The sequence below is a fragment of the Arthrobacter sp. BPSS-3 genome (assembly GCF_044628475.1).
Lineage (GTDB): Bacteria > Actinomycetota > Actinomycetes > Actinomycetales > Micrococcaceae > Arthrobacter.
Genome location: NZ_JBIMMV010000001.1, coordinates 299978 through 320498, shown reverse-complemented (window position 1 = coordinate 320498; position 20521 = coordinate 299978). Strand labels below are relative to the sequence as shown.

Sequence of the window (20521 nt, the reverse complement as noted above, 5' to 3'; positions counted from 1 at the left end):
CCTATCCTTCCACCGCATCTGCTCCGGGTGCGGCCAGGGCAAGGATCATGCGCTCCATCCGTGCGACCCCGGCGAAGCGGCCGGCGTTGTCCGTGACGAGGAGGGCCTCGTAGCGCTGCTCCCGGGGCCGGGTCATGGACCGGGCCAGGGCCTGTTCCAGCGGGGTGTCGAGATTGACTCGAATCCCCTGGCTGACCACGCCCATCGCTGCCGCCCCCGGACTCAGGAGTGCGACCGGCCGGAGGTGCTCCCCGAGCAGGACCACATCCTCCAGGGCCGGGTTGGCTCCGAAGGCCTCGGCCGCGGCGGCGATGGTTGGGACGGCGGGAGCCGCCTCCACGATGTCCCGGATGACGGTCTTGTCCGCGACCGTGCGGGCGCTGGCCAGTCGGTGCGCGACGTCAAGCTCGATTCCTGCCCAGGGCGGGCCGGGCCGGGCGAGGTAGTAGCCCTGGACCAGGGGGACGCCGAGTGCCACCAGGGCGTCGAGTTCCTCGGACCGCTCCACGCCTTCGGCCAGGATCCAGGCGTCCACGCGGCTCGCGAAGGCCCCCATCATCTCGATCAGGGCCCGCTTCGCCTCGTCCCGGTCGACGTCCTGGATCAGCTCCCTGTCGATCTTGATCATCGAGGGCCGCAGCGCGAGCAGGTGGCGCAGGCCCGCGTACCCGGCACCGGCGTCATCGACGGCGATCAGCGCGCCGGCCGAGCGCAGCTGGTTCAGGTCCGGCTCGAGGCCGACGTAGGAATCAATGGGGGTCTGCTCGGTGAGCTCCACAATCAGGCCGCCCAGCTGCCCCTCGTCCCGCCAGACGGAACGGACGCACTCGGAGGTCAGCAGCTCCGGGGAGATATTGACCGTCAGGAAACAGTTGGGAGGCAGGGCCGCCCTCGCCCGCAGGGCTGTGCGCAGTGCGGCGGCCTCCAGTTCGGCGGCCTTGCCGTGGGTCCGCGCCGCGGCAAACCAGACCTCAGGGTTTTTCTCTGTGTAGCCGGGGAAACGCGCGAGCGCCTCGTACCCGACGACGCTCCCGCGGGAGGTGTCCACGATCGGCTGATACGCCGTCGCAAGGCCCTCGCCGCGGCAGGCGGCGGCGAGCAGGGCGTCCCAGTCCGGCGGCATTAAAGTGCCGGTTTCCGGGCCCGACCTGCCCGCCCCGTGACTCAACTGACCGGGCGAATGGACTTCTGCACCGACGAGACCAGCTCATGCGGCAGTTCGGTCAGGCCATGGACGGACGCGGCGTGCGCACCGACCTGGACCAGGATTTCATCTTCAGTGCTGCAGACCCAGCGTGCTTCACAGCCCGGGACCACGTCACCACATGCAAACGACTTCACTTCAGCTCCTATGCTTCAACACGAATAACGGCACAACCCTACTTCCCGGTAGGGTCCGCCAACCGATTGCACGGAAGATGACTTTTTCGGCGCGCCGCGGGGTGACGTGGGGTGCCGTGGCGCCGGGTTGGGCGGGATGTCCGGGTGCCCGCGCAAAGGGTGGATTGGTAGGCGGTTCGCGCCCGCGGCGGGAGTTAGGCCGGGGTGGGGTCGACGGCGGATGCGACGGCGGGCTGGTGCCCTGCGGCCGGGGGCCGTTCGAGCCCGTTCAGCCACGCCTCGGCGTCGCTTAGGTCGGTGAAGTACCGCTGGGGGCAGTCATTGCCGCGGCGCATCCACGCCGCCACCACGCGGTCCACATTGGTGGCTCCCACGAGGGCGACGGCGCACACGAAGCGGCTCTCCAGGTAGTGGTTCCGCGCGCCGGCGCTGACATCGACGTCGCTGATGTCGATCAGCAGGGGCAGCATCCGCCCGGCGCTGACCTTGCCGACCGCCAACACGGATTCCATGGCGTCAACGGCCTCTACTGCGGAACCCTTTGCCCAGCTCAGACGCAGAATGCCGCTCCGGTCGAGGGTGAGCGTTCCCTTTCCCGCCGCCAGGCTGATCTCCATGTCGAATCCTTTCCAGCGCCAGAATAACCCCGGGCGTGCCGGATCGGCGCGGTGGCCCGCGGTCTGCGCCCGCATGTGACGCCGGGCAAAAGAAAAACCCCCGGAACCGTGATGGTTCCGGAGGTTTTTCCGAGGGTGGCAGATGAGGGATTCGAACCCCCGTAGGCGTTGCCAGCTGATTTACAGTGATTTACCCTATATCGTCAGCTGGCACTGCCGACACCCCCTTCTGCCTCTCACCGCGGTGTACGGCGCGCAGCACAGCCTTCCATCACTTCCGTTACCTCCCTGTATTCTGTGGCGTGTGCTCACGGCGTGATCACACACCACAGAAACAGGGGGGCTCTTGACAGCGTACGGATATCGGTTGCACCAACTGGTGGTTCATCCGGCTCGGAAACAGCCGACACTCGATATGTCCAAGGTCCACAAAACCGGGGATAGCAGCAAAACCCTCCACGCAGTTCAGTTGTTGTGTGAGCAGTTGACGGCGCTCGTGGGGCAGCCGCTTGTGGGTTCGCCAACCTACCTAACAGAGAAGCCCGAAGCCGAAGATGACGCCGAACCTGTAGAAGGTCTCATCAAGAAGAGGAAGCCAATGCTCTTCCTCCGCAAGGTTTCACAACATGGACGAAGGCTGGATCTTCTGTTCGACTATGGCGTTGAGGGAGATTACGAGACCCTCTTGGAATCAACCGGCGCATATTCTCCTATGACCGGCAAGGCAGGTGGTAGGGGCTACCGTCTGTGGCTAGTTTTCCCCGAAACCGGGAATGCCGCCGTGATGGTCTCAGAAGTTAAGGGTAGGACCCACGTCGGTGAGGTCCTGTTTCATTGGTTGCGCTGTTTGAATCAAAGGGACGCTGTTACCTTCGATGCGGCCGGAAACAGGGCAGAGACGGCATGGCTACGTTGGGTGGCCAACCCAATGTTTGACCCGGATCGCTTCGCCTCAATCGCTTCAGAGGCGTCGAACTTTTCGCTGACGCTCCGCCGTCAAGCGAAAAAGTCCGACGGGGGCCCGGACGAGGGGACAGTCAAGGTTACGGAAACTGGGCTCAGCGTGGAGCGCATCGGGGGCGTTATGGCGGTAATGCTGAACTGGTGGAACAACCGACAAAACGGAAGCAAGGGAGAACGAAGCAGGAAAGGTGCGGAACAGGTAGAAGCGCTTGTCCATCTCAAAATGGACGAGGAGTTCGACGATGGCGAAATCTCCTTCAAGGAGAACAACAAGCAGCAAACGATAACGCCCAACACCGTCGATAGGCTTTTCATCTACCCCATGGGAGAGGTGCCCCCGTCTTCGGAAGCTATCCTCCAGGCGGCCAAGAGCCGGCTTCCCCCCATATTGTCGGCCCTCGACATGAATATAGACTTGGACGCATCGATGTAGGAGGTCCAAGTGTTAGACCGCATCATCCCAACAAGCCTTTTCCGCGGACACTGGAAGGGGCTTAGCGACTACAGAGGTACAACTCCCAGGCCTGACAAGCTGTCACGTCTTCTGGTTGTTGGGGTCCCTTTGGCGGCAGGTGTTTTGATGCTTCTCAACAGGGGCTGCCTCAGCGCTCCTGGCGCGTTACTTTCAGCCGTAGCTCTCTTTTCCGGCGGACTGCTGGCATCCTTTGGGCAACTATCAACCCTCCGCTTGAAGCTGACGGATCGTGCCGGGGACAATCAGTTCAGCGAGCGAATCGACCGCGATTACTTGGACGAGACGGCCGCGCACCTCCTCGTTGCGGCCTATTCTGCGGCTGTAAGTGCAGCCCTCTTGATAATGGCAATGAGCTTTGGCGCCGATGCAGCAGGACGCATCGGCGGTGTCTGGGCCGCCGTGATCACGACCGTCACGACCTACGTATTCGTGGTGTTCATCATTGCCCTTCCACGCCTGTACGTGGCGTACACGAGGATCAATAAGGTCCGCCGCGAACTGAGTGGCACGGCTTCCACCAAGCTCTAAGGGCTTCTGATTGTTCGCTCATCAGCTGCCGGCGCCGGATCCCTTGCTACCGCTGGGCAGTTTTCCCCGTGAGCACGATGTAGTCACAGTCCGCCAGAGAACACCGAACGGAGCTGCTTGTTCCGCTGCCGTCGCTCCAAAGGCGTCAACGGCATTGGGGGTTGCTTGGGCCGGCCCCACTCCTCGATGGCTGCAATCTCTGCGGGCCCGAAACGCATCTGCCTGCCATCCCGCCATGCCGGCCAGGTCTCATCCTTGACCCGCCTGCGGACCGTTGCCTCGGAGACTCCGAACAGCTTCGCTACCTCGGCCGTCGTCAGGTACCGCTGACGTGCTGGGTCGGACATCGCCCGGGACAGCTCGCGGACTTCAGCCCGGAAGCCTTGCATCTCGTCCAGGAGACGTTGGAAGGCTTCCTGCACTGCCCTATCGGTCGAGATGCGCTCAAGGATCTTGCCGGCCAAGTCTGGCTGCTGGTTGTCCATCAACGCAGACTAATCAAGGCGTTGCCGACTTTTCCACGCACTGTCAGTGCCGGCACCAGCAGCTCACTGGGGTCCTTGCGCCAGCTTCAGATACCTGCTGGCGGCCACCTCCAGCAGTTGCACTCCCTCATAGAGCACAACGGCAAGCATGCCGAAGTTGATAGTCATGACGTACTGGGCGCCGGTGGCGGTCTTCGTCCCCGGGATCTCCTCGATTTCGTTGGATGCGAGGTGGGCCCACATTTTCCCGTGCGCGTGGCCGCTGGCCAACTGCCATGCCGAAAGCCACGGCATTACGACGTTCTCGTGCTTGTACTCCAGCCGGCGGAGAGTCGTAGTCATGGATGGAAGGCGATAAGCGAGCGGGTTCCATGACCCAAGTTGAGCTTCGCTAGCGACCTCCTTGAGGCGTTGCTGCCGACGATGCTTCACTTCGTCCCACGGCTTGCCGAGACTCTCATGCATAAAACCCTTCTTGTCCTCTTCATCGAGCCCAAGCAGGATCCTGCGCTTAATCCTCAGCGTCCCGTTCACGGGTTCCAACAGTCAGAGGGCGGTTGCTGCTGAGTCGATCGAATTACGAACGAGGGCGTAAGCACCGAAGGCACTCGCAGTAAGCATGATTGAGTCTTCTGACTCCTGTACCATCATTCGCTTCATCGACTCGATACAGGAGGTCGCCACCATCAGCTGGTTGTAGGCGTACCCAGCGACGTCGTGATGGGGACATCGGGCGTCGTCGTTCGCCAGATCAGTTCCCTCTCCGGGCGTGATAACTTCGCTCAGCGCAGCGGCCACCTGCTCCGCCCGCTGGAAGTAGCTCATGATCCGCTGGCTATGCGCCACTTCCAACGGATCGGTAACCGAAATGATCTCCACCGGCCCAGCCTATTCCACGCTTTCCGCCCAGTGAGCTGACTTGAGGACAGATCCCACACCCAGAACCCTTGCTCCCTCTGGGCACTTTCCGCCGTGAGCACGTGGTGAGCACGATATGTCAGCGCCCGATGGTACGTTCGACCTCACTGGCGCCCAGATCAGGCGCCCAAGGAGACTGGGGATCCAATGGGTAAGTTCATCTACGGCGCGTCTGGCCATGTCACGCTAAATATGCACGACGAGGTACTGCGGGCAGCACAGGAAACGATCCTGGGGCGACTCGCTAGGGGTGAGGTCTTTTACTTCGCTTTCAGCGGTGAGGACGCTCAAGGGGAGCCGGCCACGACTGCAGTGACGATTTCCTCCGCTATACCTCTCACGTTCCTATACAGCACCGACAAGATGCCCAAATTCGACCCAAGCCTCGTAGAAACTTTCGACGGGCTGGTTGAGAAAATGGGCGGCCTTGACCTGTCCGGATTAGGTGCGGAGGAGTCGGCAAATGGCTGAAACCGAGATCCCAGACACCTGCCCGAAGTGCGGCGGGAACGTCCGCTTACGTCCTCAGCTCGAGCGTACTGTCGGCGGCAGCGGCAAGGAATGGCGCTGTGAAAAGGCGTGCGTTAGCTGGTCAGTGAGCTAATTAGCCAACTCCTCGACCTTCCATGATCAGGGTCTTTCCTACGGGCGGTCCTAGGCGGGCAGAAATCCGGGTAGCCGGTCGCCCCATCTGATGGCGCGGAACTTCTCGGGGCAGCGCCGGTACTCTTCGATGTCCCACTCTGAGTCCGTCACGCGCTCCACGTTGCCGGCGGGTATCCATGCCCAGTGGGAGTGCCGGCCGTCGTCAGCCCACCGCACAAGGACGCTGGAGGGGTTCCAGCGCTCTGCGGAGGCGTAGACCGGCACGGAACCACCGGCGGCCAAGGGAACCGCGGCACGGACCTTCGGGTAGGCACCGTAGGTCCAGGACTGGGCGTCCTCCGGCCCGTTCCCGGAATCGGGCTGCAGGTACTCGAACGTCTCCCCGTCGAGGGTGAAGCTTGGCATGCCGCCATCGTATCGGCGGCGACGCCCACCGCGGGCCTTGGCCAGCAGACGTGCAACGGCCTCCGTGTCTATTTTCACCACGCACGGAACGGTAGCCGCCGGGTACGACAGTCGACGGGGAAGCGAGAAACGCCCCCGCGGGAGCCATTTGGGGGCGGCTGGGCGCGGGGGCGTTTCGGATGCGGGCACCGGCATGGGGGCATCCGGCAACCCACCTAGAACATAATGAGCGGCCACACGCAAGTCAATTAGGCCAATGGTCATGCCCGGCCTCCGAGCACCACCCTCCGTTGGGATTGACCCACTCTCGGCATCGACAGGAGGACGCCCCGCGCTGGTCGGGAGCGTCTACCTTGCCACTGCGAGTCAGTTGCCCTGGTGGGGTCCCGCGCCTGGCTCAGCGTCCCGCCGCGCATGCTCGAGAAGGATCTCCCTCAGCCTTTCATCGGCTGTCGGATCAGGCCCTAGAAAATTGGCTGCGAGTTCCGTTAGGGCTAGGACAAGCATGGCCACCGCCTCAGGCTCGGTGTCCGAGGACGCGTCTCGGGCGACGTGCTCCACGGCTAATGCGTCATTGCTTCGGAAGCCGAGCACGGCGCGGAGGGCGCGGGCCCGGTCGAGGGTGCGGACGTTGGCGGCTGGCAGGTTCACGGCGTCTCCTGGATGTCGAAGGGCAGCGGCTGAGGTTGTTCCGCTGGTGCGCCCGATGCCGGAACGTTGGGCACCGTCGGACGGGCGGGAAGGGGTTCTTTGCCTTCCAGGGCCCTGATGCGGTTCTCTTGGTCACGGACGACGTCGAGCAGAGCGACGGGGAGCAGGTCGTAGCGTAGACCGTCGATCTTGCCGTCGAACCAGATCACCAGCTCTGGAAAGTGCTCGGCTACCTGTTCAGCGATCAGGCCGTATTCGTTGGTGCCGCCGTCGATTCGGTCGTAGATGACGGGCTGGAGGGCGAGCACGTTGGCCGGGTCGGTGTTGTGGGCCCGAACGTTTTCCTTGTACTGGATTGAGCTGGTGTTGCGGCCGAAGTGGTACCCGCCGTCGTTGCCCACCCAGACTTGGTAGAACGAGGTGCCGGCGACGTTGTTAGTCCACCCGTACTGGGAGCCATCGGCCTGGGGCACAGTGCCAGAGGTGATGTCCGCCCCGACGTGCTTGTGCGCCGCGGGCGGGTAGGTGTCTGGTTTGCCGCTGACGGTTGACCACGTGGTGGTCTGCGCCCCGATCTGGACCCACGTGGTACCGACGAGGACTTCCACGCCGTATTGGCCGGGTGCGCTGTTGTCGAGCGGCCCGAAGCGCGCAACGGGTGTGGTGCCGGCAGCGTCGTAGACGACAAACACCCCGTCATCGTCCATGCTGACTCCGACCGTGCCGTCCTCCCTGAGGGAGTTGACGAAGCCTAGGACATTGATGCCGCCCTTGCGGGGCTTGATGCCCATTGGGCCGAAGATGTTCGCCGCGGCGAGTTCCTTGACCGTCCGCTCGAGGTCTTGGACCTTGCGGACGAGAAAGTCTTCGCCTGCTACTGAGGGCTTTCCTGGTTGGGGCATTGCTGATTCTCCTGGGGGTAGTGGCCTTGGGTCTGCCGTCGGGTGCTGCACACCCGACGGCAGTTTCTACGGAGTCGTGCCGTCCCCGGCGAATCTCCTATGGTTTGGTCTGCCGCCGGGGCTTGGACTCCCGGCGGCAGACCGATCTGAAGGGGTCCTAGGACTCGAGCGAGGCCAGGTTCACCTTGGCCTGCTGGCCGGCGTACGTGGCGGCGAAGGCGTCCGACAAGGACCCGAAGGAGGACTCGCGGCCCTCCAGCCGGTTGCCGAAGCTTTCGGCCATCTGGTTGAAAGTGGCGACGTCGGGTGCGCTGTCGATGTACTCGCGAATCGGCTCGGCGTTCGGCACGAGCTCTGCCCACCGCTCCGCGATCGATCGCTCGAACGGAGCCAGGTCCGTGGTGTTCCCCTTGGACGTGGCGTCGAGCCAGGTCGGCGCCCATTCACGGATCGCGTGGAGGCTCTGAGCATCGGCCTTGCCGATGACCTGCGCCAAGGACTGGCCTGCGTCCAAGAGCATCTTGACCCGCTCCCAGCTGTCGCGGGTGCTGGCAGGTGCTTTGGGCAGCGCTTCCTGGGCCCGGGACTGAATACGGTAGGCCGCCGTGTCCATGCGGGCCTGGAGCTGCCGCAGCTTGGCCGCGTGGGTGAAGTTCGCCTGTGCAATCATCTTCTCTCGGCGGTCACGCAAGCCCTCGGCGGTCAGGAATTCGCTGGTGTGCGCACTGGCCTCTTCGACGGAGATCCGGTAGTCGCGGGACAGGTGATTGAGTTCCTGCAGGTATTCGGATGTGGTGCTCATGGTTGGGAGGGTCCTATCTGTTGGCTTAGGTGGAGGGGACGTAGCCAGGCTGGCCGGCGATGGAGTCCGGGTGAGGCCGGTACGAAGAGCAATCCATGGCGTGCTGCCAGGGCTCCGCTACGGTGCCGCCGCTGGCCCGAGGGATGATGGTGCGGCCGCATTCGGCGCAGTTGGGACCAAGGGCGTCCTGCATGGCGCCGATGTTGATGTGGTGGCCGGTCGGGTCGGTGTAGTGATCTGAGTTAGCCATAATGGCGTGTCTCCTGGGGTCGTCGGTGGGTGCTCACGTTGTGATCACCGCTGAAAATTGACCTGGAATAACGGCCTTTCTGGGCCGGTTAGCTGATGGTCAATCAGCTGACATGGGGTCACACCTCCCCCGTAATAGTCGTGGCCACCTGTGCGATGCGCGGGCCGATCGCTGCGAGATTCTCCGCCCGGCGGAGATCTGCCTGCGCGTCCTTCACCGCCGCGTCAGCCCTCTGCAGGTGCCGCTCCGCCGCTGCGCTGGGGCGATACCCATGGACCTTCTTGGCGAGTGCCCGGCCGTCCCTGGCCAGCTGCAGCGCCCGGCTGGCCTGCGCGACGGTGATGCCCCGCTCCCCCGGCGGTGTGCCGCGCTTCCACCCAGGCCGCAGGGAGCCACCGGCAAGGCCACTCAGCTCCGCCTCTACCCCGCCGGCATTCTCGGGGCTGAGGATCGCCGCCATAGCCGCCAGCGTCGTCCTCCCGGGGCGGCGGTGACCGGTCTCGAGGAAGTCGACAGTCATCTCCGCGACACCGGCCAGCGAAGCCAACCGCGCCCGGGTCATGCCGGCCGCCTCGCGCAGCTCCCGGAGCCGGGCCCCGAAGCCAGCAGCCAGGGCTACCTGCTCTTCACCGGTAACGCGCCCATCGGGCTTACCTACGCGCATGCGCATGGCCCCCTCGGTTACCGGTAGCAGTAGCGGTCGCTACCATCGCTCGGGCTTTGTAGTGTTCGGCGTGGTTGCGCCAGTAGTAGATCTGTTCTTCGGGTTCTGGGGTGCCTGGCCGGACGGGGTCGGTACTACCGAGGTCATCAATCTCGCGGGCGCCGGGATGGATGGCGTCAGTACTACATACGTCATCGACGTCGATGCCGAGGGTTGTGGCTGCTGCGAGGACCACGTCACGGGCCTGGAGGCCGAGGGCTTTGGCGATGCCGGTTAGTGTGGCGGCGTCGGGGAAGCGTGTGAATCCATCCTTGGTGATGCTCTGGAGGGTCCGGCTAGTGACGGCTCCGCCGGCGGCCGTGGCGAGCTGCGGGTAGCTGCGGTCTCCCTTGCGGTGCAGGATCAGCTCTTGGAGGTTCATGGTCATGGTCTAGGCGGTCTCCCTCTGGGATTTCTCGTACTCGGCTTGGCGCTGCAAGAGGAGTCGGGACTGTCGCTCCCGCTGCTCTTGGATGCTTGGTTCTGGGGAAAAGGAATCGGCGGTCATCGCGAAGTTCCTGCGTGCCATAGGTGAGGTAGGCATTTTGGCGACCGACTCTTTTGATTGATGTTCTTTGTTGTGGTGAGAGTGTTCTGGTGGGCCGTCATGAGTGCTGGGTGACTGGGACGGATTGACGGGTGATTCCGCACCATTGACGGGTGTTTTCTCTGACTCACACGTCGTAGGTGCTGGGTGATTATCGGAATCACCCTTCATCTCTGCTGGGTGACTCTCGTCCGGCTCCAACATGGGAATCCGGTCTAAAAGGTCCGATGGGATTGTTAGCCGGTACTCACTGGCATAACCTCCTGGCCGGCCGCGCCCCGCTGAGTGGCCCTTATAGGTCATCTCCACGAATCCGAGACTCTCAAGGACGCGTTGCCCTCGTTCCACAGTGCTGATGCTGGTTCCCATGACGTTTGCCAGGCGCCTCTGCCCGGGTCGGATTCGCGTGCCGTCCGAGTTCGCGTAGGTCGCCATGACGAGGCCCAGCAGCTTGACGCTGGGCGGCTTGATGATGGCCCGGCGCATTAGACGCTCCCACTCGAACCGGCCCAGCGGCTCACGAGTGAAGATCGAGTGGTCAGCTCCCATCATTCACCTCCCCTCTTAGAGTTCTTGGCCTCGGCCATCCCTGCGACTTTCCCTTGTATACAAGCGGCCCAACAAGCTGAAAATCAGGTCGAACCGCCTACCGATTTCGGCGGCCGGCCTTGCGCCGCTTGGGGTCTGGGCGCGCCGAGATGCCTACTAAGTTCCTTCGAGGTCACGACAGCCGTCCGGAGATGAGGCTCAGCCAGTCCCGTGTGCGCGAGCTTTTGGGGTACTGGCGGCCGTGCTCGCAAGAACCGTCGAAGCCCTTTGTGCAATTACGCAGATCGCCCCACACGCCGGTCCCGCCCAGCCCCGCCATGTCCTGCAGCTGGCCGCCGGTCATTTGCCGGCCGGTCTCTTCGTAGAGCCAGGCGTTGACGTCGCGCCCGCACATGGTTTCCATTGGAGCGCGCTCGAGCAACCAGTCCGGGTACAACCGGCTGACAGTCAATGCGTTGACGGAGCGCTCAATCCATGCCGGCTGGGCCGTGCTGTGACCGAGTTCCCAGTGAACGATCTCGTGAGCCAGTGCGTTGGTCGCTTCCCAGGTGAAGAGACGCTTGTCGATCCAGATCGCCTTGGCATCTGTCGCTGCGACCATGTATCCCGGGAGATTGGTCGCGTTGACCTCGATGCCGAGCTCGGCGACGTGCTCCCAAGGGTCGTAGAGAAGCGTGCGGGCAGTTGTCAGGGTTGCAGTGCTCACTTGGTGCCGCCCTTGATGAAGACCGGCATGGTGCGGCCGGTGAGGCGCTGGAAGTCGGTTCCGCGCTGGCCGTAGACAACGCCAGGGTTCTGACGGGTCGGGGCCGGACGGTTGACGTTGACGGGACCGCGGGGGCTAAGCTGTGTGTTGAACATGATTCGGATTCCTTCTGGTTGGTTGGGGTTCGACTGACGGTCCGGTAGTTACAGCTACCGGGCCGTTTCTTTTTTGGGCTCAGGCCGCTTCGCCATTGAGCAGGGCCATGAATTTCTTGCGAGGGATCAAGATCCGCCGGCCGATCCGGAGCGAAGGTATTGTTCCCTCTTTGATCGCCGCGTACATCTGGCTCATCCCGATGCCTGCGATCTCTTTTGCCTCCGCCACGGTGAGCGTGGGGCTTTCTTCCTGTTGCTGGTGCATCTGCCCTCCTTGGTTCCCTAGAAGCTGACAGTCATAATCTATGGCACCTTGCAGCACTTGTCAACACTCAATATTCCTGACATATTTGAGACCACCAACAATGGAAGGATGCATATGGACTGGACAATCACCCAGGTGATCGGACACAACGTCCGCACGAAGCGGGATGCGCTAGGAATGACCGCCGCGGTCCTCGGGGAGCGTCTTGGGGAGATCTTCGGCAAGCCCTGGCCCAGGCAAACGATCTACATGATGGAGAGCGGAGACCGGGCCATGGTTGCCCATGAGGTCCTTGCCGTATCCCACGTCTTGGAAATCCCTCTAGCGCAGTTATTTCTGCCGCCCGCCGATGTCCGCACAGTGACAACGGGGACTCTGGCTATCCCGGCGGAATCCCTGGCCTCAGACCTCAGCGCATCAAGCGATGAGCAGATGCAGAGGATAGCCAGGAGCGTGAGGGCGTTGGACAAGTCTCAGCGCGCTCTGCAAGGGATGGTCTCAGCCCAATACGTTCTTGTATCGGACGCAAAGCAGGCTGTTTTGAACCAGCCATCCGTGCAGATCGAGGGTCACGACGACATCCTGTCGGTGCTGAGTAACTTCAACATCCAGCGAGCATCGGAGTACTACGAACCCGAAACAGAAGAACTACCTGAATCCGGACTGCTGGGCCGCCTTCAGGGAGCCGAGGAGAACCAAGATGGCGGAAGTTAGCCGGCGCTGCGGGTGCCGTGATGAGGCGGGCAAGCAGTACGGGAAGGCGTGCCCGAAGCTGAAGAACCCGCGGCATGGCACATGGGGTTACCGACTGTCGGCCGGTACCGATCCTGTTACCGGTAAGCGCCGGTACGTGACCAGCTACAAGTACCCTTCGGCGGAGGCGGCGCGCACGGCCAAGAACGCTGATGAGAAGAAGCTGATGTCGAAGAACTTCAAGTTCGACCGCATCAAGGTTGGCGAGTATCTGACGAAGTGGCTTGACCGGCATGAGCAGCACGCCGGCCTCAAGCCCTCAACCGTTCGCATGTACCGGCGCTACATCGAGAACGACATCGTTCCCGTTCTGGGCCACCTGCAGCTCACCAGCTTGCGGAAGTATCAGGTGTCCGGGCTGGTGCAGCAGCTGCAGGACGATGGGCGCGGCGCGGTGACCATCAAGCGGATTCACGCCACGTTGTCATCGGCCCTTGGCGACGCTCTGCGCGAGGATCTCATCGAGGACAACCCCGCCGCCCAAGTCCGCCTCCCGAAGGCTCACAAGAAGCGCATACAGGTGTGGGAGCCCACCCAAGCGGGCGAGTTCCTCGACTACATAGCGGACTTCGAGAACGTGGACAGCCATGGGCGGCCCAACGGGAAGGTCGGTCACCGACTCGCTCCCCTCTTCGAGGTGGCCATACTCACCGGCATGCGACGCGGCGAGCTCTGCGGCCTGCGCTGGGAAGACGTCGATCTCGCAAATAGGACCCTAACCGTAAGGGTGCAGCTCGTTCAGGTGGGCGCGGAGGTCAAGGAGGTGTCAGCCAAGACGGCTGCCGGGCAGGACCGTCGCGTGGCGCTTAACGATCGTGCCGCCGGCGCGTTGGTCGCCTGGCAGATCCAGCAGGCCGCGGAGCGAGACCAGTGGGGCGAGGCGTACCAAGCCAGCGTCCGGGTGTTCACGTACGAGGATGGCCGGCAGCTGCGGCCTGGCTACCCCTCGAAGTTGTTCGAAGCGCTGGTGGAGAAGGCCGGCCTCCCCCTGATGCGATTCCACGACATGCGGCATCTCACCGCCTCGCTGGCGATCAAGGACGGCACCGACGTCGCCATCGTTTCCAAGATGCTGGGGCACTCCAACAGTGCGATCACCCGCGACCTGTACGGGCACATGTTCGACGCGACAGCCAAGGCTGCAGCGGAGGGAATTTCCTCCCAATTGCCGGCCCGAAACCCGCGTGTGCGCAGCGGTGTGCTCACAACTGTGCTCACAGAGCAATAAAAAAGACCCGCCCGGACCTCCGAAGAGATCCGAACGGGTCTAAATTCCCCGGAAATCCGGGACTGTGGCAGATGAGGGATTCGAACCCCCGTAGGCGTTGCCAGCTGATTTACAGTCAGCCCCCTTTGGCCGCTCGGGTAATCTGCCGAACTTCAAAAGAAGATCACTCGCGCCACCGTCCTGGTTCGTCCTGTTTCCAGTTCGTTCCGTGTCCGGCAACCGCGGGCAAGACAACTTTACAGAACTTCCGCCGAAGAATCGAATCGGCCCCGCAGCCCCTCTCCAAGGCCGCTCGAGGGCCGGAACGACGGCGGCAGCCCGCGGCGGAAGCGGGCCGCGGCTAAGTGGGTTGCGGTCAGGATTCGCCGAGGATGCGTCCGGCCAGCCTGGCCTCGAAGCGGGCCGCCTGCTCGGACGTGACCTGGTTCAGTTGGACGGCCCGGGCGAGGTCGGCGTGGACGCCGTCGAGCCGGGCGATCGTCCCGGCGGCGGGGCTCAGGACCACCGAGGCGGCCAGGGCGGCCGCGGCCATGGAGGTGGCCGCCGTCGTCAGTGAACCGGCGGCCGCAGCGGTGGTGGCGGTGACGTATTGGATGGCTTTGCGGCTCATGGGCCCTGCCTTTCGTGAAACTCTGTCAACGCCTTCAACCCTGCCGGGCCAACCTTCGTTCCCACCCGCGTTTCGCTTTGAGCCGACTGTGAACGCACCCGCTCCGTCCGGGCCATCCGTATTAGGCTGGATGGCAGGAAGTACCGCCCTTTCCGAGGGCCGGCACAGTGAAACATCACCGACAAATAGCAGGAGGACAGTCATGGCAGGCGAATCCACATTCGACGTCGTCAGCAAGGTCGACAAACAGGAAGTTGCCAACGCGCTGAACCAGGCCCAGAAGGAACTGGCCCAGCGGTACGACTTCAAGGGAGTCGGCGCCGAGGTCGACTTCAGCGGCGAGAAGATCCTGATGAAGGCCAACTCCGAGGAGCGCGTCCTGGCCGTCCTCGACGTCCTGCAGTCCAAGCTCATCCGCCGCGGCATCTCGCTGAAGTCCCTGGACACCGGCGAGCCCTACCCCTCCGGCAAGGAGTTCCGCCTGGAGGCGAGCATCAAGGAAGGCATCGCGCAGGATCTGGCGAAGAAGATCAACAAACTGATCCGCGACGAGGCGCCCAAGTCCGTGAAGTCCCAGATCCAGGGCGACGAGCTCCGCGTGACCTCGAAGTCCCGCGACGACCTGCAGGAGACAATGGCCCTGCTGAAGAACTTCGACGAGGCCGACCTGCAGTTCGTGAACTTCCGCAGCTAAGCTCCCTCAATTTCGACGCGCAAAAGACCTGTCGCTCCCGGTATTCCGGCAGCGGCAGGTCTATTCCGTGTCGCGGGGCGGTTTCAGCCTCGCGGGGCGGTGAGCTGAAGGGCCCTAGCCCAGCCGCTGGCCCGCCATCCGCTCCAGCCGGTCGATCCGGTCGGCCATGGGCGGGTGGGTGGAGAACATCCGGGCCATGCCCCCGCCGCGGAATGGGTTGGCGATCATCAGGTGCGAGGCGTTGACCAGCCGCTGGTCCTGCGGCAACGGCGCCAGCTGCACCCCCTGTTCGATCTTGCGCAGCGCCGAGGCCAGCGCCAGCGGATCCCCGGTCAGCGCCGAGCCGTCCTCGTCGGCGTCGTACTCGCGGGTGCGGGAGATCGCCATCTGGATGAGGGACGCGGCGAACGGCGCCAGGATGGACATGGCCAGCAGGGCTAGCGGGTTGGCGTTCCGGCGGTCCCCGCCGCCGAAGAAGAGCAGCAACTGCCCCACCGAGGTGATCACGCCCGCGACGGCGGCCGCGACCGAGGAGGTGAGGATGTCCCGGTTGTAGACGTGCATCAGCTCGTGCCCCAGGACGCCGCGGAGCTCCCGCAGGTCCAGCAGCTGCAGGATGCCCTGCGTGCAGCAGACGGCCGCGTGCTGCGGATCGCGGCCCGTGGCGAACGCGTTGGGCGCCATGGTCGGGGAAATGTAGATCCTTGGCATCGGCTGGTTGGCCCGGGCCGAAAGCTCCCGGACGATCTGGTACAGCTGCGGCGCCTCGGCCTCTGCGACCGGGAAGGCCTGCATGGCCCGGATGGCGAGCTTGTCGCTGTTCCAGTAGCCGTAGAAGGTGGTGCCGACGCCGATCAGCGCCATGATCCACAGCGGGGCCGAGCTGCGCGTCCCGGACGCGATCAGGGCACCCAGTGCCAGCAGCACCGCCCACAGGGCACCGAACAGGGCGGCCGTCTTCAGGCCGTTGTGATGGTTGTGCACAGATCCTCCCAAGCCAAACCGGAACCGTCCCCCGGTGCGGAAACACCGGGCCCGTTCCACTCTGGAAACGAACTGCTACGGCACCGGGTTCCGGGCATCATAGCGCAGGAAACCGGACTGCCACCGTGCCACCAGCCAGGCCGCCACGGCGCACAGGACGCCCCCGGCCAGGAGTACCCAGCCCTCGCTCAGCAGCTTGGTTGCGCCGCCGGCCAGCAGGTCCCCCACGCGAGGCCCGCCGGCGACGACCACGACGAACACGCCCTGCAGCCTGCCGCGGAGATGATCGGGCGCTGCGGACTGCAGGATGGTGGTGCGGAAGACGGCGCTGACCGAGTCAGCGATGCCGGCGAGCGCGCAGCAGAGCGCGGCGGGAATCAGCCAGGCCGTCACCCCGGCACCTCCGGAGCGGCCGGCCAGGACGACGACGAGCCCCAGCCCGGCGACCGAGGCGCCCCACCCCATCACGGACCAGACCACGGCGGTCCCCTGGGCGCGGACGCCGCCCAGCGGACCGGAGAACAGCCCGGCCAGGAAGGCGCCGACGGCGGTGGCGGCCAGCAGGATGCCGACCGTGGCCTCACCGCCGCCGATCATCAGGGCGCCGATGGCCGGCAGCAGGGCCCGCGGCTGGGCGAGGATCATGGCGATCAGGTCGATCACGAAGGTCATCCGCAGGTTGGGTCGGGTGCCGAGGAAGCGGAAGCCTTCCACCACAGAGCGCAGCCCGGCCCGGTGCGTCACCCGGTCCGGCGGCATGGCCGGCAGCTTGACCAGGGCCCAGACCACGAAGGCGAAGCTGGCCACGTCGATGGTGTAGGTCCAGGCGAAGCCGATGGTGGCCACCAGGACGCCGGCCAGCAGCGGCCCGGCGGTCATGGACAGGCCCATGCTCATCATGGACAGGGCGTTCGCGGCAGGCAGCAGTTCCTTGCGGACCAATACCGGGATGATGGCGCTGCGGGCCGGCTGGTTAATGGCCTGGGCGCCGCTTTGGACCGCCACCAGGGCGTAGAGCAGCCAGGCGTTGCCCACCTGCAGCCAGGCCTGAAGCGCCAGGCAGCCGGTGGTCAGCCAGAGGACGGAGGAGGCCAGCAGGGCCACCCGGCGCCGGTCGTGGGCGTCGGCGATCGATCCGCCCAGCAGCCCGCCGAGAATCAGGGGGACCAGGGCGAAGATGCTCAGCAGGCCCACGTAGAAGCTGTCCTGGGTGAGGCGGTACACCTCCAGGCTCACGGCCACCAGGGTGAGCTGGCTGCCGACGGCGGAAGCCGCGGTTCCCAGCCACAGGCGGCGGAACGCCGGGCTCTCGCGTAGCGGCGTGATGTCAGCCAGGAATTTCCCCACCCGGCAACTCTAATAGGACGGCAAGGCTAACTAAGTCCAGCCTTATTGCGACTTGCTCAAAATAGATGCTTGAATGGGTCCATGAACGCTAACCCGGGCAGCAGCGACGCATGGGCCGACGCCCTGCGCGCCCACGGCCGCCGGGTGACCAAGCAGCGGCTGGCCGTGCTCGACGCCGTCGAACGCCACCCGCACTCGCCGGCCGAGCGCATCCTGGCCGCCGCCCGGGAGGAACTCCCGGAGCTCACCGCGCAGTCGGTCTACGTGGTCCTTGGCGACCTCACCGAGCTGCAAATGCTGCGCCGCTTCGAACCCCCGCACTCCCCCGCCCTGTACGAGACCCGGGTGGGCGACAACCACCACCACGCCGTCTGTATCGGGTGCGGGCGCGTGGAGGACGTCGAGTGCGCCGTCGGCCACGCCCCCTGCCTGACCCCGCACTGGGGCTCCGGGACCGCACCGATGACCATCCAGATCGCCGACGTCCTGTACCAGGGCATCTGCGAAGAGTGCCAGCGCACCCAAAAACTGCCCGCCCACAGCAACTAGGTTCACAACAACAATTGAGGAGAACGATGACTCAGAACATTTCTGCGCCCGTGTCCACGACCCAGTCCGGCGCGCCGGTCACGTCGGACGCCCACTCGCAGTCCGTCGGTGCCGACGGCGCCATCATCCTGACCGATCACTACCTGATCGAAAAGCTCGCCCAGTTCAACCGCGAGCGGGTTCCGGAGCGCGTCGTGCACGCCAAGGGCGGCGGTGCCTTCGGTACGTTCAAGACCACCGAGGATGTCTCGAAGTACACCAAGGCAGCCCTCTTCCAGCCGGGCACCGAGACGGACATGCTGATCCGCTTCTCCTCCGTCGCGGGCGAGGCCGGCTCGGCCGACACCCTGCGCGACCCGCGCGGCTTCGCGATCAAGTTCTACACCTCCGAGGGCAACTACGACCTCGTGGGCAACAACACCCCGGTGTTCTTCATCCGCGACGGCATCAAGTTCCCGGACTTCATCCACTCCCAGAAGCGTCTGCCGGGCTCGCACCTGCGGGACGCCGACATGCAGTGGGACTTCTGGACCCTCTCCCCCGAGTCCGCCCACCAAGTCACCTGGCTGATGGGTGACCGCGGCCTGCCCGCCACCTGGCGCGAGATGCAGGGCTACGGCTCGCACACCTACCAGTGGATCAACGCCGAGGGCGAGCGCTTCTGGGTCAAGTACCACTTCAAGTCCAACCAGGGCGTCAAGTCCCTGACCAACGACGAGGCGGCGGAACTGGCCGGCAACGACGCGGACTTCTACATCCGCGATCTGCGCGAAAACATCGACGCCGGGAACTTCCCCGCCTGGGACCTGCACGTCCAGGTCATGCCCTACGAGGACGCGAAGACCTACCGCTTCAACCCGTTCGACCTGACCAAGGTGTGGCCGCACGGCGACTACCCGCTGATCAAGGTCGGCACCATGGAGCTGACCAAGAACCCGGAGAACTACTTCGCGCAGATCGAGCAGGCCACCTTCGCGCCGTCGAACTTCGTCCCGGGCATCGCCGCCTCCCCGGACAAGATGCTGCAGGCCCGCATCTTCTCCTACGCGGACGCGCACCGCTACCGCGTGGGCACCAACCACGCCCAGCTGCCGGTCAACGCCCCGAAGAACGAGGTGCACAACTACAGCCAGGACGGCGCGGCCCGCTACCACTTCAACGCGCCCACCGTTCCGGTCTACGCACCGAACTCCCTGGGCGGCCCCGCCGCCGTCGAGCCGCAGAACCCGGCCGGCGGCTGGGAGAACGACGGCGCACTCACCCTCTCCGCGCACTCCCTGCACGCCGAGGATGACGACTTCGGCCAGGCCGGCACGATGTACCGCGAGGTCTACGACGACGCCGCCAAGGCCCGGTTCCTGGAGACCATCACCACCGCCGTGGGCGGCGTGAAGAACGCCGACATCAAGGAACGCGCCATCCAGTACTGGACCAACGTCGACGCCGAGCTCGGCGCCAAGCTGCGCTCCAACCTCGGTGCCGCCAACCCGTCCGACGCCGAGGCCGCCAACAAGATGGCCTAAGTGTCCCCGGACACACAGCAGGACACAACAGCGCCCCGCCGCGGATCTTCCGCGGCGGGGCGCTGTCGTTTGTCGGGGGTGCCGGACGTGTCAGGCGGGCCAGGCTTAGGCGGGCGAGCGTCAGGCGGGTTTGGCCGCGCTGCCGGCCGGCGCCGGCTCCGCCGCGGCCGGGCGGTGGCCCTTCTTGGCCAGCTGGATCTGCTCGTACACGTGGTGCCGGAGCTCGGTGAACCGCGGCAGGGACCGGGTCTCCAGCTGGTCCCGCTCCACCGGCAGGTCGATCCGGATATCCTCCTGGACCACGGTGGGCGAGCTGGAGAGGATGATGACCCGTTCGCCCAGGTAGACCGACTCATCGATGTCGTGGGTGACGAAGAGGACGGTCACGCCGAACTTCTTCCAGATCGTCCGGATCAGGTCCTCCAGGTCGGCGCGGGTCTGCGCGTCCACCGCGGCGAACGGCTCATCCATCAGCAGCACCTCGGGCTGGTAGGCGATGGCCCGGGCGATCGCCACGCGCTGCTGCATGCCGCCGGAGAGCTGCCAGGGGTAGGACCGCGGCACGTGCGACAGGCCCACGGCCTCCAGCGCCTCGTCTACCAGCCGGTCACGTTCGGCCTTCGGCACGCCCTGGTTTTTCAGCGGAAGCGCCACGTTGTCCCGGACCCGCATCCAGGGAAAGAGGGAGCGGCCGTACTCCTGGAAGACCACCGCCATCTTCTTCGGCGGCCCGGAGACCCGCTTGCCGTCGAGCAGGACCTCGCCCTCGGTGGGCGCCATCAGGCCCGAGATGCACTTGAGCAGGGTGGTCTTGCCCGAGCCCGAAGGACCCACCAGGCAGGCCAGTTCCCCGGCGCGCAGGTCGAAGGTGAGGTTGCGGACGGCTTCGATGTCGCCGCCGTCGGTCTGATAGACCTTCTTCAGTCCTCGGACCGAGAGCATGGCCTCCGGCCGGATGGTCCCCG

General features: G+C 64.7%; 28 protein-coding genes and 1 tRNA gene. 8 read left to right on the top strand and 21 right to left on the bottom strand.

What is annotated here, in order from left to right; genetic code table 11:
- Window position 1 precedes the first annotated feature (1 nt).
- The 3 genes from ACFVY3_RS01525 to ACFVY3_RS01515 all read right to left on the bottom strand — a co-directional run bounded on the left by ACFVY3_RS01525 (window position 2) and on the right by ACFVY3_RS01515 (window position 1958).
- The gene (locus ACFVY3_RS01525) at window positions 2–1123 is read right to left on the bottom strand and encodes an EAL domain-containing protein (RefSeq protein ID WP_400158540.1); all 1122 of its coding nucleotides are present in this window, start codon (window positions 1121–1123) and stop codon (window positions 2–4) included.
- Between the two features lie 41 nt (window positions 1124–1164).
- Window positions 1165–1341, bottom strand: coding sequence for a DUF1059 domain-containing protein (locus tag ACFVY3_RS01520; protein ID WP_290256012.1), 177 nt, complete (start codon window positions 1339–1341; stop codon window positions 1165–1167).
- Window positions 1342–1535: 194 nt separating this feature from the next.
- On the bottom strand, window positions 1536–1958 hold the full coding sequence (locus ACFVY3_RS01515) for an STAS/SEC14 domain-containing protein (protein WP_400158539.1): 423 nt from the start codon (window positions 1956–1958) through the stop codon (window positions 1536–1538).
- Between the two features lie 415 nt (window positions 1959–2373).
- Between ACFVY3_RS01515 and ACFVY3_RS01510 the strand changes: the two genes are divergently transcribed.
- Together ACFVY3_RS01510 and ACFVY3_RS01505 are read left to right on the top strand one after the other, a co-directional pair.
- A complete protein-coding gene (locus ACFVY3_RS01510) occupies window positions 2374–3354 on the top strand; it encodes a hypothetical protein (protein ID WP_400158538.1) in 981 nt (326 codons plus the stop codon).
- A 9-nt stretch (window positions 3355–3363) separates the two neighbouring features.
- On the top strand, window positions 3364–3924 hold the full coding sequence (locus ACFVY3_RS01505) for a hypothetical protein (protein ID WP_400158537.1): 561 nt from the start codon (window positions 3364–3366) through the stop codon (window positions 3922–3924).
- An 83-nt stretch (window positions 3925–4007) separates the two neighbouring features.
- On the opposite strand, the gene ACFVY3_RS01500 is transcribed toward ACFVY3_RS01505, so the two are convergent.
- From ACFVY3_RS01500 to ACFVY3_RS01490, 3 genes are all read right to left on the bottom strand, one after another.
- The gene (locus ACFVY3_RS01500) at window positions 4008–4409 is read right to left on the bottom strand and encodes a helix-turn-helix domain-containing protein (protein WP_400158536.1); all 402 of its coding nucleotides are present in this window, start codon (window positions 4407–4409) and stop codon (window positions 4008–4010) included.
- A 63-nt stretch (window positions 4410–4472) separates the two neighbouring features.
- Window positions 4473–4751, bottom strand: a complete 279-nt coding sequence (locus ACFVY3_RS01495) for a hypothetical protein (protein WP_400158535.1) — start codon at window positions 4749–4751, stop codon at window positions 4473–4475.
- Between the two features lie 204 nt (window positions 4752–4955).
- Window positions 4956–5288 carry a hypothetical protein gene (locus tag ACFVY3_RS01490; RefSeq protein WP_400158534.1) on the bottom strand — a complete coding sequence of 111 codons (333 nt, stop codon included), beginning with the start codon at window positions 5286–5288 and terminating at the stop codon, window positions 4956–4958.
- 186 nt (window positions 5289–5474) lie between these two features.
- Here ACFVY3_RS01490 and ACFVY3_RS01485 point away from each other — a divergent pair, with 186 nt between their 5' ends.
- The gene (locus tag ACFVY3_RS01485) at window positions 5475–5798 is read left to right on the top strand and encodes a hypothetical protein (protein WP_400158533.1); all 324 of its coding nucleotides are present in this window, start codon (window positions 5475–5477) and stop codon (window positions 5796–5798) included.
- A gap of 183 nt (window positions 5799–5981) precedes the next feature.
- On the opposite strand, the gene ACFVY3_RS01480 is transcribed toward ACFVY3_RS01485, so the two are convergent.
- The 10 genes from ACFVY3_RS01480 to ACFVY3_RS01435 form a co-directional block, all read right to left on the bottom strand.
- Window positions 5982–6338 (bottom strand): hypothetical protein, encoded by a 357-nt coding sequence (locus ACFVY3_RS01480; protein ID WP_400158532.1) that lies wholly within the window; start codon window positions 6336–6338, stop codon window positions 5982–5984.
- Window positions 6339–6985: 647 nt separating this feature from the next.
- Window positions 6986–7891 carry a tail fiber domain-containing protein gene (locus ACFVY3_RS01475; protein ID WP_400158531.1) on the bottom strand — a complete coding sequence of 302 codons (906 nt, stop codon included), beginning with the start codon at window positions 7889–7891 and terminating at the stop codon, window positions 6986–6988.
- 157 nt (window positions 7892–8048) lie between these two features.
- Window positions 8049–8693: a hypothetical protein gene (locus ACFVY3_RS01470; protein WP_400158530.1), complete on the bottom strand. Its 645-nt coding sequence runs from the start codon at window positions 8691–8693 to the stop codon at window positions 8049–8051.
- A gap of 25 nt (window positions 8694–8718) precedes the next feature.
- Entirely contained in the window at window positions 8719–8943 is a 225-nt protein-coding gene (locus ACFVY3_RS01465) for a hypothetical protein (protein WP_400158529.1), read from the bottom strand.
- 118 nt (window positions 8944–9061) lie between these two features.
- Window positions 9062–9613, bottom strand: a complete 552-nt coding sequence (locus tag ACFVY3_RS01460) for a helix-turn-helix transcriptional regulator (protein WP_400158528.1) — start codon at window positions 9611–9613, stop codon at window positions 9062–9064.
- Complete coding sequence (locus ACFVY3_RS01455; protein WP_400158527.1) at window positions 9594–10028, bottom strand: hypothetical protein; 435 nt, start codon at window positions 10026–10028, stop codon at window positions 9594–9596. The genes ACFVY3_RS01460 and ACFVY3_RS01455 overlap by 20 nt, the downstream gene beginning before the upstream one ends.
- A 9-nt stretch (window positions 10029–10037) precedes the next feature.
- A complete protein-coding gene (locus ACFVY3_RS01450) occupies window positions 10038–10679 on the bottom strand; it encodes a helix-turn-helix domain-containing protein (RefSeq protein ID WP_400158703.1) in 642 nt (213 codons plus the stop codon).
- A 235-nt stretch (window positions 10680–10914) separates the two neighbouring features.
- Window positions 10915–11448 carry a hypothetical protein gene (locus ACFVY3_RS01445; protein WP_400158526.1) on the bottom strand — a complete coding sequence of 178 codons (534 nt, stop codon included), beginning with the start codon at window positions 11446–11448 and terminating at the stop codon, window positions 10915–10917.
- On the bottom strand, window positions 11445–11603 hold the full coding sequence (locus tag ACFVY3_RS01440; protein WP_400158525.1) for a hypothetical protein: 159 nt from the start codon (window positions 11601–11603) through the stop codon (window positions 11445–11447). Before ACFVY3_RS01440 ends, ACFVY3_RS01445 begins: the two co-directional genes overlap by 4 nt.
- Window positions 11604–11682: 79 nt before the next feature.
- Window positions 11683–11868, bottom strand: coding sequence for a helix-turn-helix domain-containing protein (locus tag ACFVY3_RS01435; protein ID WP_400158524.1), 186 nt, complete (start codon window positions 11866–11868; stop codon window positions 11683–11685).
- Window positions 11869–11982: 114 nt separating this feature from the next.
- Here ACFVY3_RS01435 and ACFVY3_RS01430 point away from each other — a divergent pair, with 114 nt between their 5' ends.
- Window positions 11983–12582: a helix-turn-helix domain-containing protein gene (locus ACFVY3_RS01430; protein ID WP_400158523.1), complete on the top strand. Its 600-nt coding sequence runs from the start codon at window positions 11983–11985 to the stop codon at window positions 12580–12582.
- Window positions 12569–13849 (top strand): tyrosine-type recombinase/integrase, encoded by a 1281-nt coding sequence (locus ACFVY3_RS01425; protein ID WP_400158522.1) that lies wholly within the window; start codon window positions 12569–12571, stop codon window positions 13847–13849. The genes ACFVY3_RS01430 and ACFVY3_RS01425 overlap by 14 nt, the downstream gene beginning before the upstream one ends.
- A 65-nt stretch (window positions 13850–13914) precedes the next feature.
- On the opposite strand, the gene ACFVY3_RS01420 is transcribed toward ACFVY3_RS01425, so the two are convergent.
- Both ACFVY3_RS01420 and ACFVY3_RS01415 read right to left on the bottom strand, forming a co-directional pair.
- A tRNA-Tyr gene (locus ACFVY3_RS01420) sits at window positions 13915–13996 on the bottom strand.
- A gap of 208 nt (window positions 13997–14204) precedes the next feature.
- A complete protein-coding gene (locus tag ACFVY3_RS01415; RefSeq protein WP_364133533.1) occupies window positions 14205–14459 on the bottom strand; it encodes a hypothetical protein in 255 nt (84 codons plus the stop codon).
- Window positions 14460–14661: 202 nt separating this feature from the next.
- Here ACFVY3_RS01415 and ACFVY3_RS01410 point away from each other — a divergent pair, with 202 nt between their 5' ends.
- On the top strand, window positions 14662–15153 hold the full coding sequence (locus ACFVY3_RS01410; RefSeq protein WP_290256015.1) for a YajQ family cyclic di-GMP-binding protein: 492 nt from the start codon (window positions 14662–14664) through the stop codon (window positions 15151–15153).
- 114 nt (window positions 15154–15267) lie between these two features.
- Here the strand turns inward: ACFVY3_RS01410 and htpX are convergent, their stop codons facing one another.
- Both htpX and ACFVY3_RS01400 read right to left on the bottom strand, forming a co-directional pair.
- The gene (htpX, locus tag ACFVY3_RS01405; protein WP_377973237.1) at window positions 15268–16137 is read right to left on the bottom strand and encodes a zinc metalloprotease HtpX; all 870 of its coding nucleotides are present in this window, start codon (window positions 16135–16137) and stop codon (window positions 15268–15270) included.
- Window positions 16138–16212: 75 nt separating this feature from the next.
- Complete coding sequence (locus tag ACFVY3_RS01400) at window positions 16213–17484, bottom strand: MFS transporter (RefSeq protein WP_400158521.1); 1272 nt, start codon at window positions 17482–17484, stop codon at window positions 16213–16215.
- A gap of 81 nt (window positions 17485–17565) precedes the next feature.
- Between ACFVY3_RS01400 and ACFVY3_RS01395 the strand changes: the two genes are divergently transcribed.
- A complete protein-coding gene (locus tag ACFVY3_RS01395; protein ID WP_290256018.1) occupies window positions 17566–18033 on the top strand; it encodes a Fur family transcriptional regulator in 468 nt (155 codons plus the stop codon).
- A 26-nt stretch (window positions 18034–18059) separates the two neighbouring features.
- Window positions 18060–19556 carry a catalase gene (locus ACFVY3_RS01390; protein ID WP_290256019.1) on the top strand — a complete coding sequence of 499 codons (1497 nt, stop codon included), beginning with the start codon at window positions 18060–18062 and terminating at the stop codon, window positions 19554–19556.
- A gap of 120 nt (window positions 19557–19676) precedes the next feature.
- Here the strand turns inward: ACFVY3_RS01390 and ACFVY3_RS01385 are convergent, their stop codons facing one another.
- Window positions 19677–20498, bottom strand: a complete 822-nt coding sequence (locus ACFVY3_RS01385; RefSeq protein ID WP_400158702.1) for an ABC transporter ATP-binding protein — start codon at window positions 20496–20498, stop codon at window positions 19677–19679.
- Window positions 20499–20521: the final 23 nt, after the last annotated feature.

Coding starts and splice junctions, on each gene's coding strand:
- ACFVY3_RS01525 (WP_400158540.1), bottom strand. CDS start 1,123: ATGCCGCCGGACTGGGACGCCCTGCTCGCCGCCGCCTGCCGCGGCGAG.
- ACFVY3_RS01515 (WP_400158539.1), bottom strand. CDS start 1,958: ATGGAGATCAGCCTGGCGGCGGGAAAGGGAACGCTCACCCTCGACCGG.
- ACFVY3_RS01510 (WP_400158538.1), top strand. CDS start 2,374: ATGTCCAAGGTCCACAAAACCGGGGATAGCAGCAAAACCCTCCACGCA.
- ACFVY3_RS01500 (WP_400158536.1), bottom strand. CDS start 4,409: ATGGACAACCAGCAGCCAGACTTGGCCGGCAAGATCCTTGAGCGCATC.
- ACFVY3_RS01495 (WP_400158535.1), bottom strand. CDS start 4,751: ATGACTACGACTCTCCGCCGGCTGGAGTACAAGCACGAGAACGTCGTA.
- ACFVY3_RS01485 (WP_400158533.1), top strand. CDS start 5,475: ATGGGTAAGTTCATCTACGGCGCGTCTGGCCATGTCACGCTAAATATG.
- ACFVY3_RS01480 (WP_400158532.1), bottom strand. CDS start 6,338: ATGCCAAGCTTCACCCTCGACGGGGAGACGTTCGAGTACCTGCAGCCC.
- ACFVY3_RS01475 (WP_400158531.1), bottom strand. CDS start 7,891: ATGCCCCAACCAGGAAAGCCCTCAGTAGCAGGCGAAGACTTTCTCGTC.
- ACFVY3_RS01470 (WP_400158530.1), bottom strand. CDS start 8,693: ATGAGCACCACATCCGAATACCTGCAGGAACTCAATCACCTGTCCCGC.
- ACFVY3_RS01465 (WP_400158529.1), bottom strand. CDS start 8,943: ATGGCTAACTCAGATCACTACACCGACCCGACCGGCCACCACATCAAC.
- ACFVY3_RS01460 (WP_400158528.1), bottom strand. CDS start 9,613: ATGCGCATGCGCGTAGGTAAGCCCGATGGGCGCGTTACCGGTGAAGAG.
- ACFVY3_RS01455 (WP_400158527.1), bottom strand. CDS start 10,028: ATGAACCTCCAAGAGCTGATCCTGCACCGCAAGGGAGACCGCAGCTAC.
- ACFVY3_RS01450 (WP_400158703.1), bottom strand. CDS start 10,679: ATGCGCCGGGCCATCATCAAGCCGCCCAGCGTCAAGCTGCTGGGCCTC.
- ACFVY3_RS01440 (WP_400158525.1), bottom strand. CDS start 11,603: ATGTTCAACACACAGCTTAGCCCCCGCGGTCCCGTCAACGTCAACCGT.
- ACFVY3_RS01435 (WP_400158524.1), bottom strand. CDS start 11,868: ATGCACCAGCAACAGGAAGAAAGCCCCACGCTCACCGTGGCGGAGGCA.
- ACFVY3_RS01430 (WP_400158523.1), top strand. CDS start 11,983: ATGGACTGGACAATCACCCAGGTGATCGGACACAACGTCCGCACGAAG.
- ACFVY3_RS01425 (WP_400158522.1), top strand. CDS start 12,569: ATGGCGGAAGTTAGCCGGCGCTGCGGGTGCCGTGATGAGGCGGGCAAG.
- ACFVY3_RS01415 (WP_364133533.1), bottom strand. CDS start 14,459: ATGAGCCGCAAAGCCATCCAATACGTCACCGCCACCACCGCTGCGGCC.
- ACFVY3_RS01410 (WP_290256015.1), top strand. CDS start 14,662: ATGGCAGGCGAATCCACATTCGACGTCGTCAGCAAGGTCGACAAACAG.
- ACFVY3_RS01395 (WP_290256018.1), top strand. CDS start 17,566: ATGAACGCTAACCCGGGCAGCAGCGACGCATGGGCCGACGCCCTGCGC.
- ACFVY3_RS01390 (WP_290256019.1), top strand. CDS start 18,060: ATGACTCAGAACATTTCTGCGCCCGTGTCCACGACCCAGTCCGGCGCG.
- ACFVY3_RS01385 (WP_400158702.1), bottom strand. CDS start 20,498: ATGCTCTCGGTCCGAGGACTGAAGAAGGTCTATCAGACCGACGGCGGC.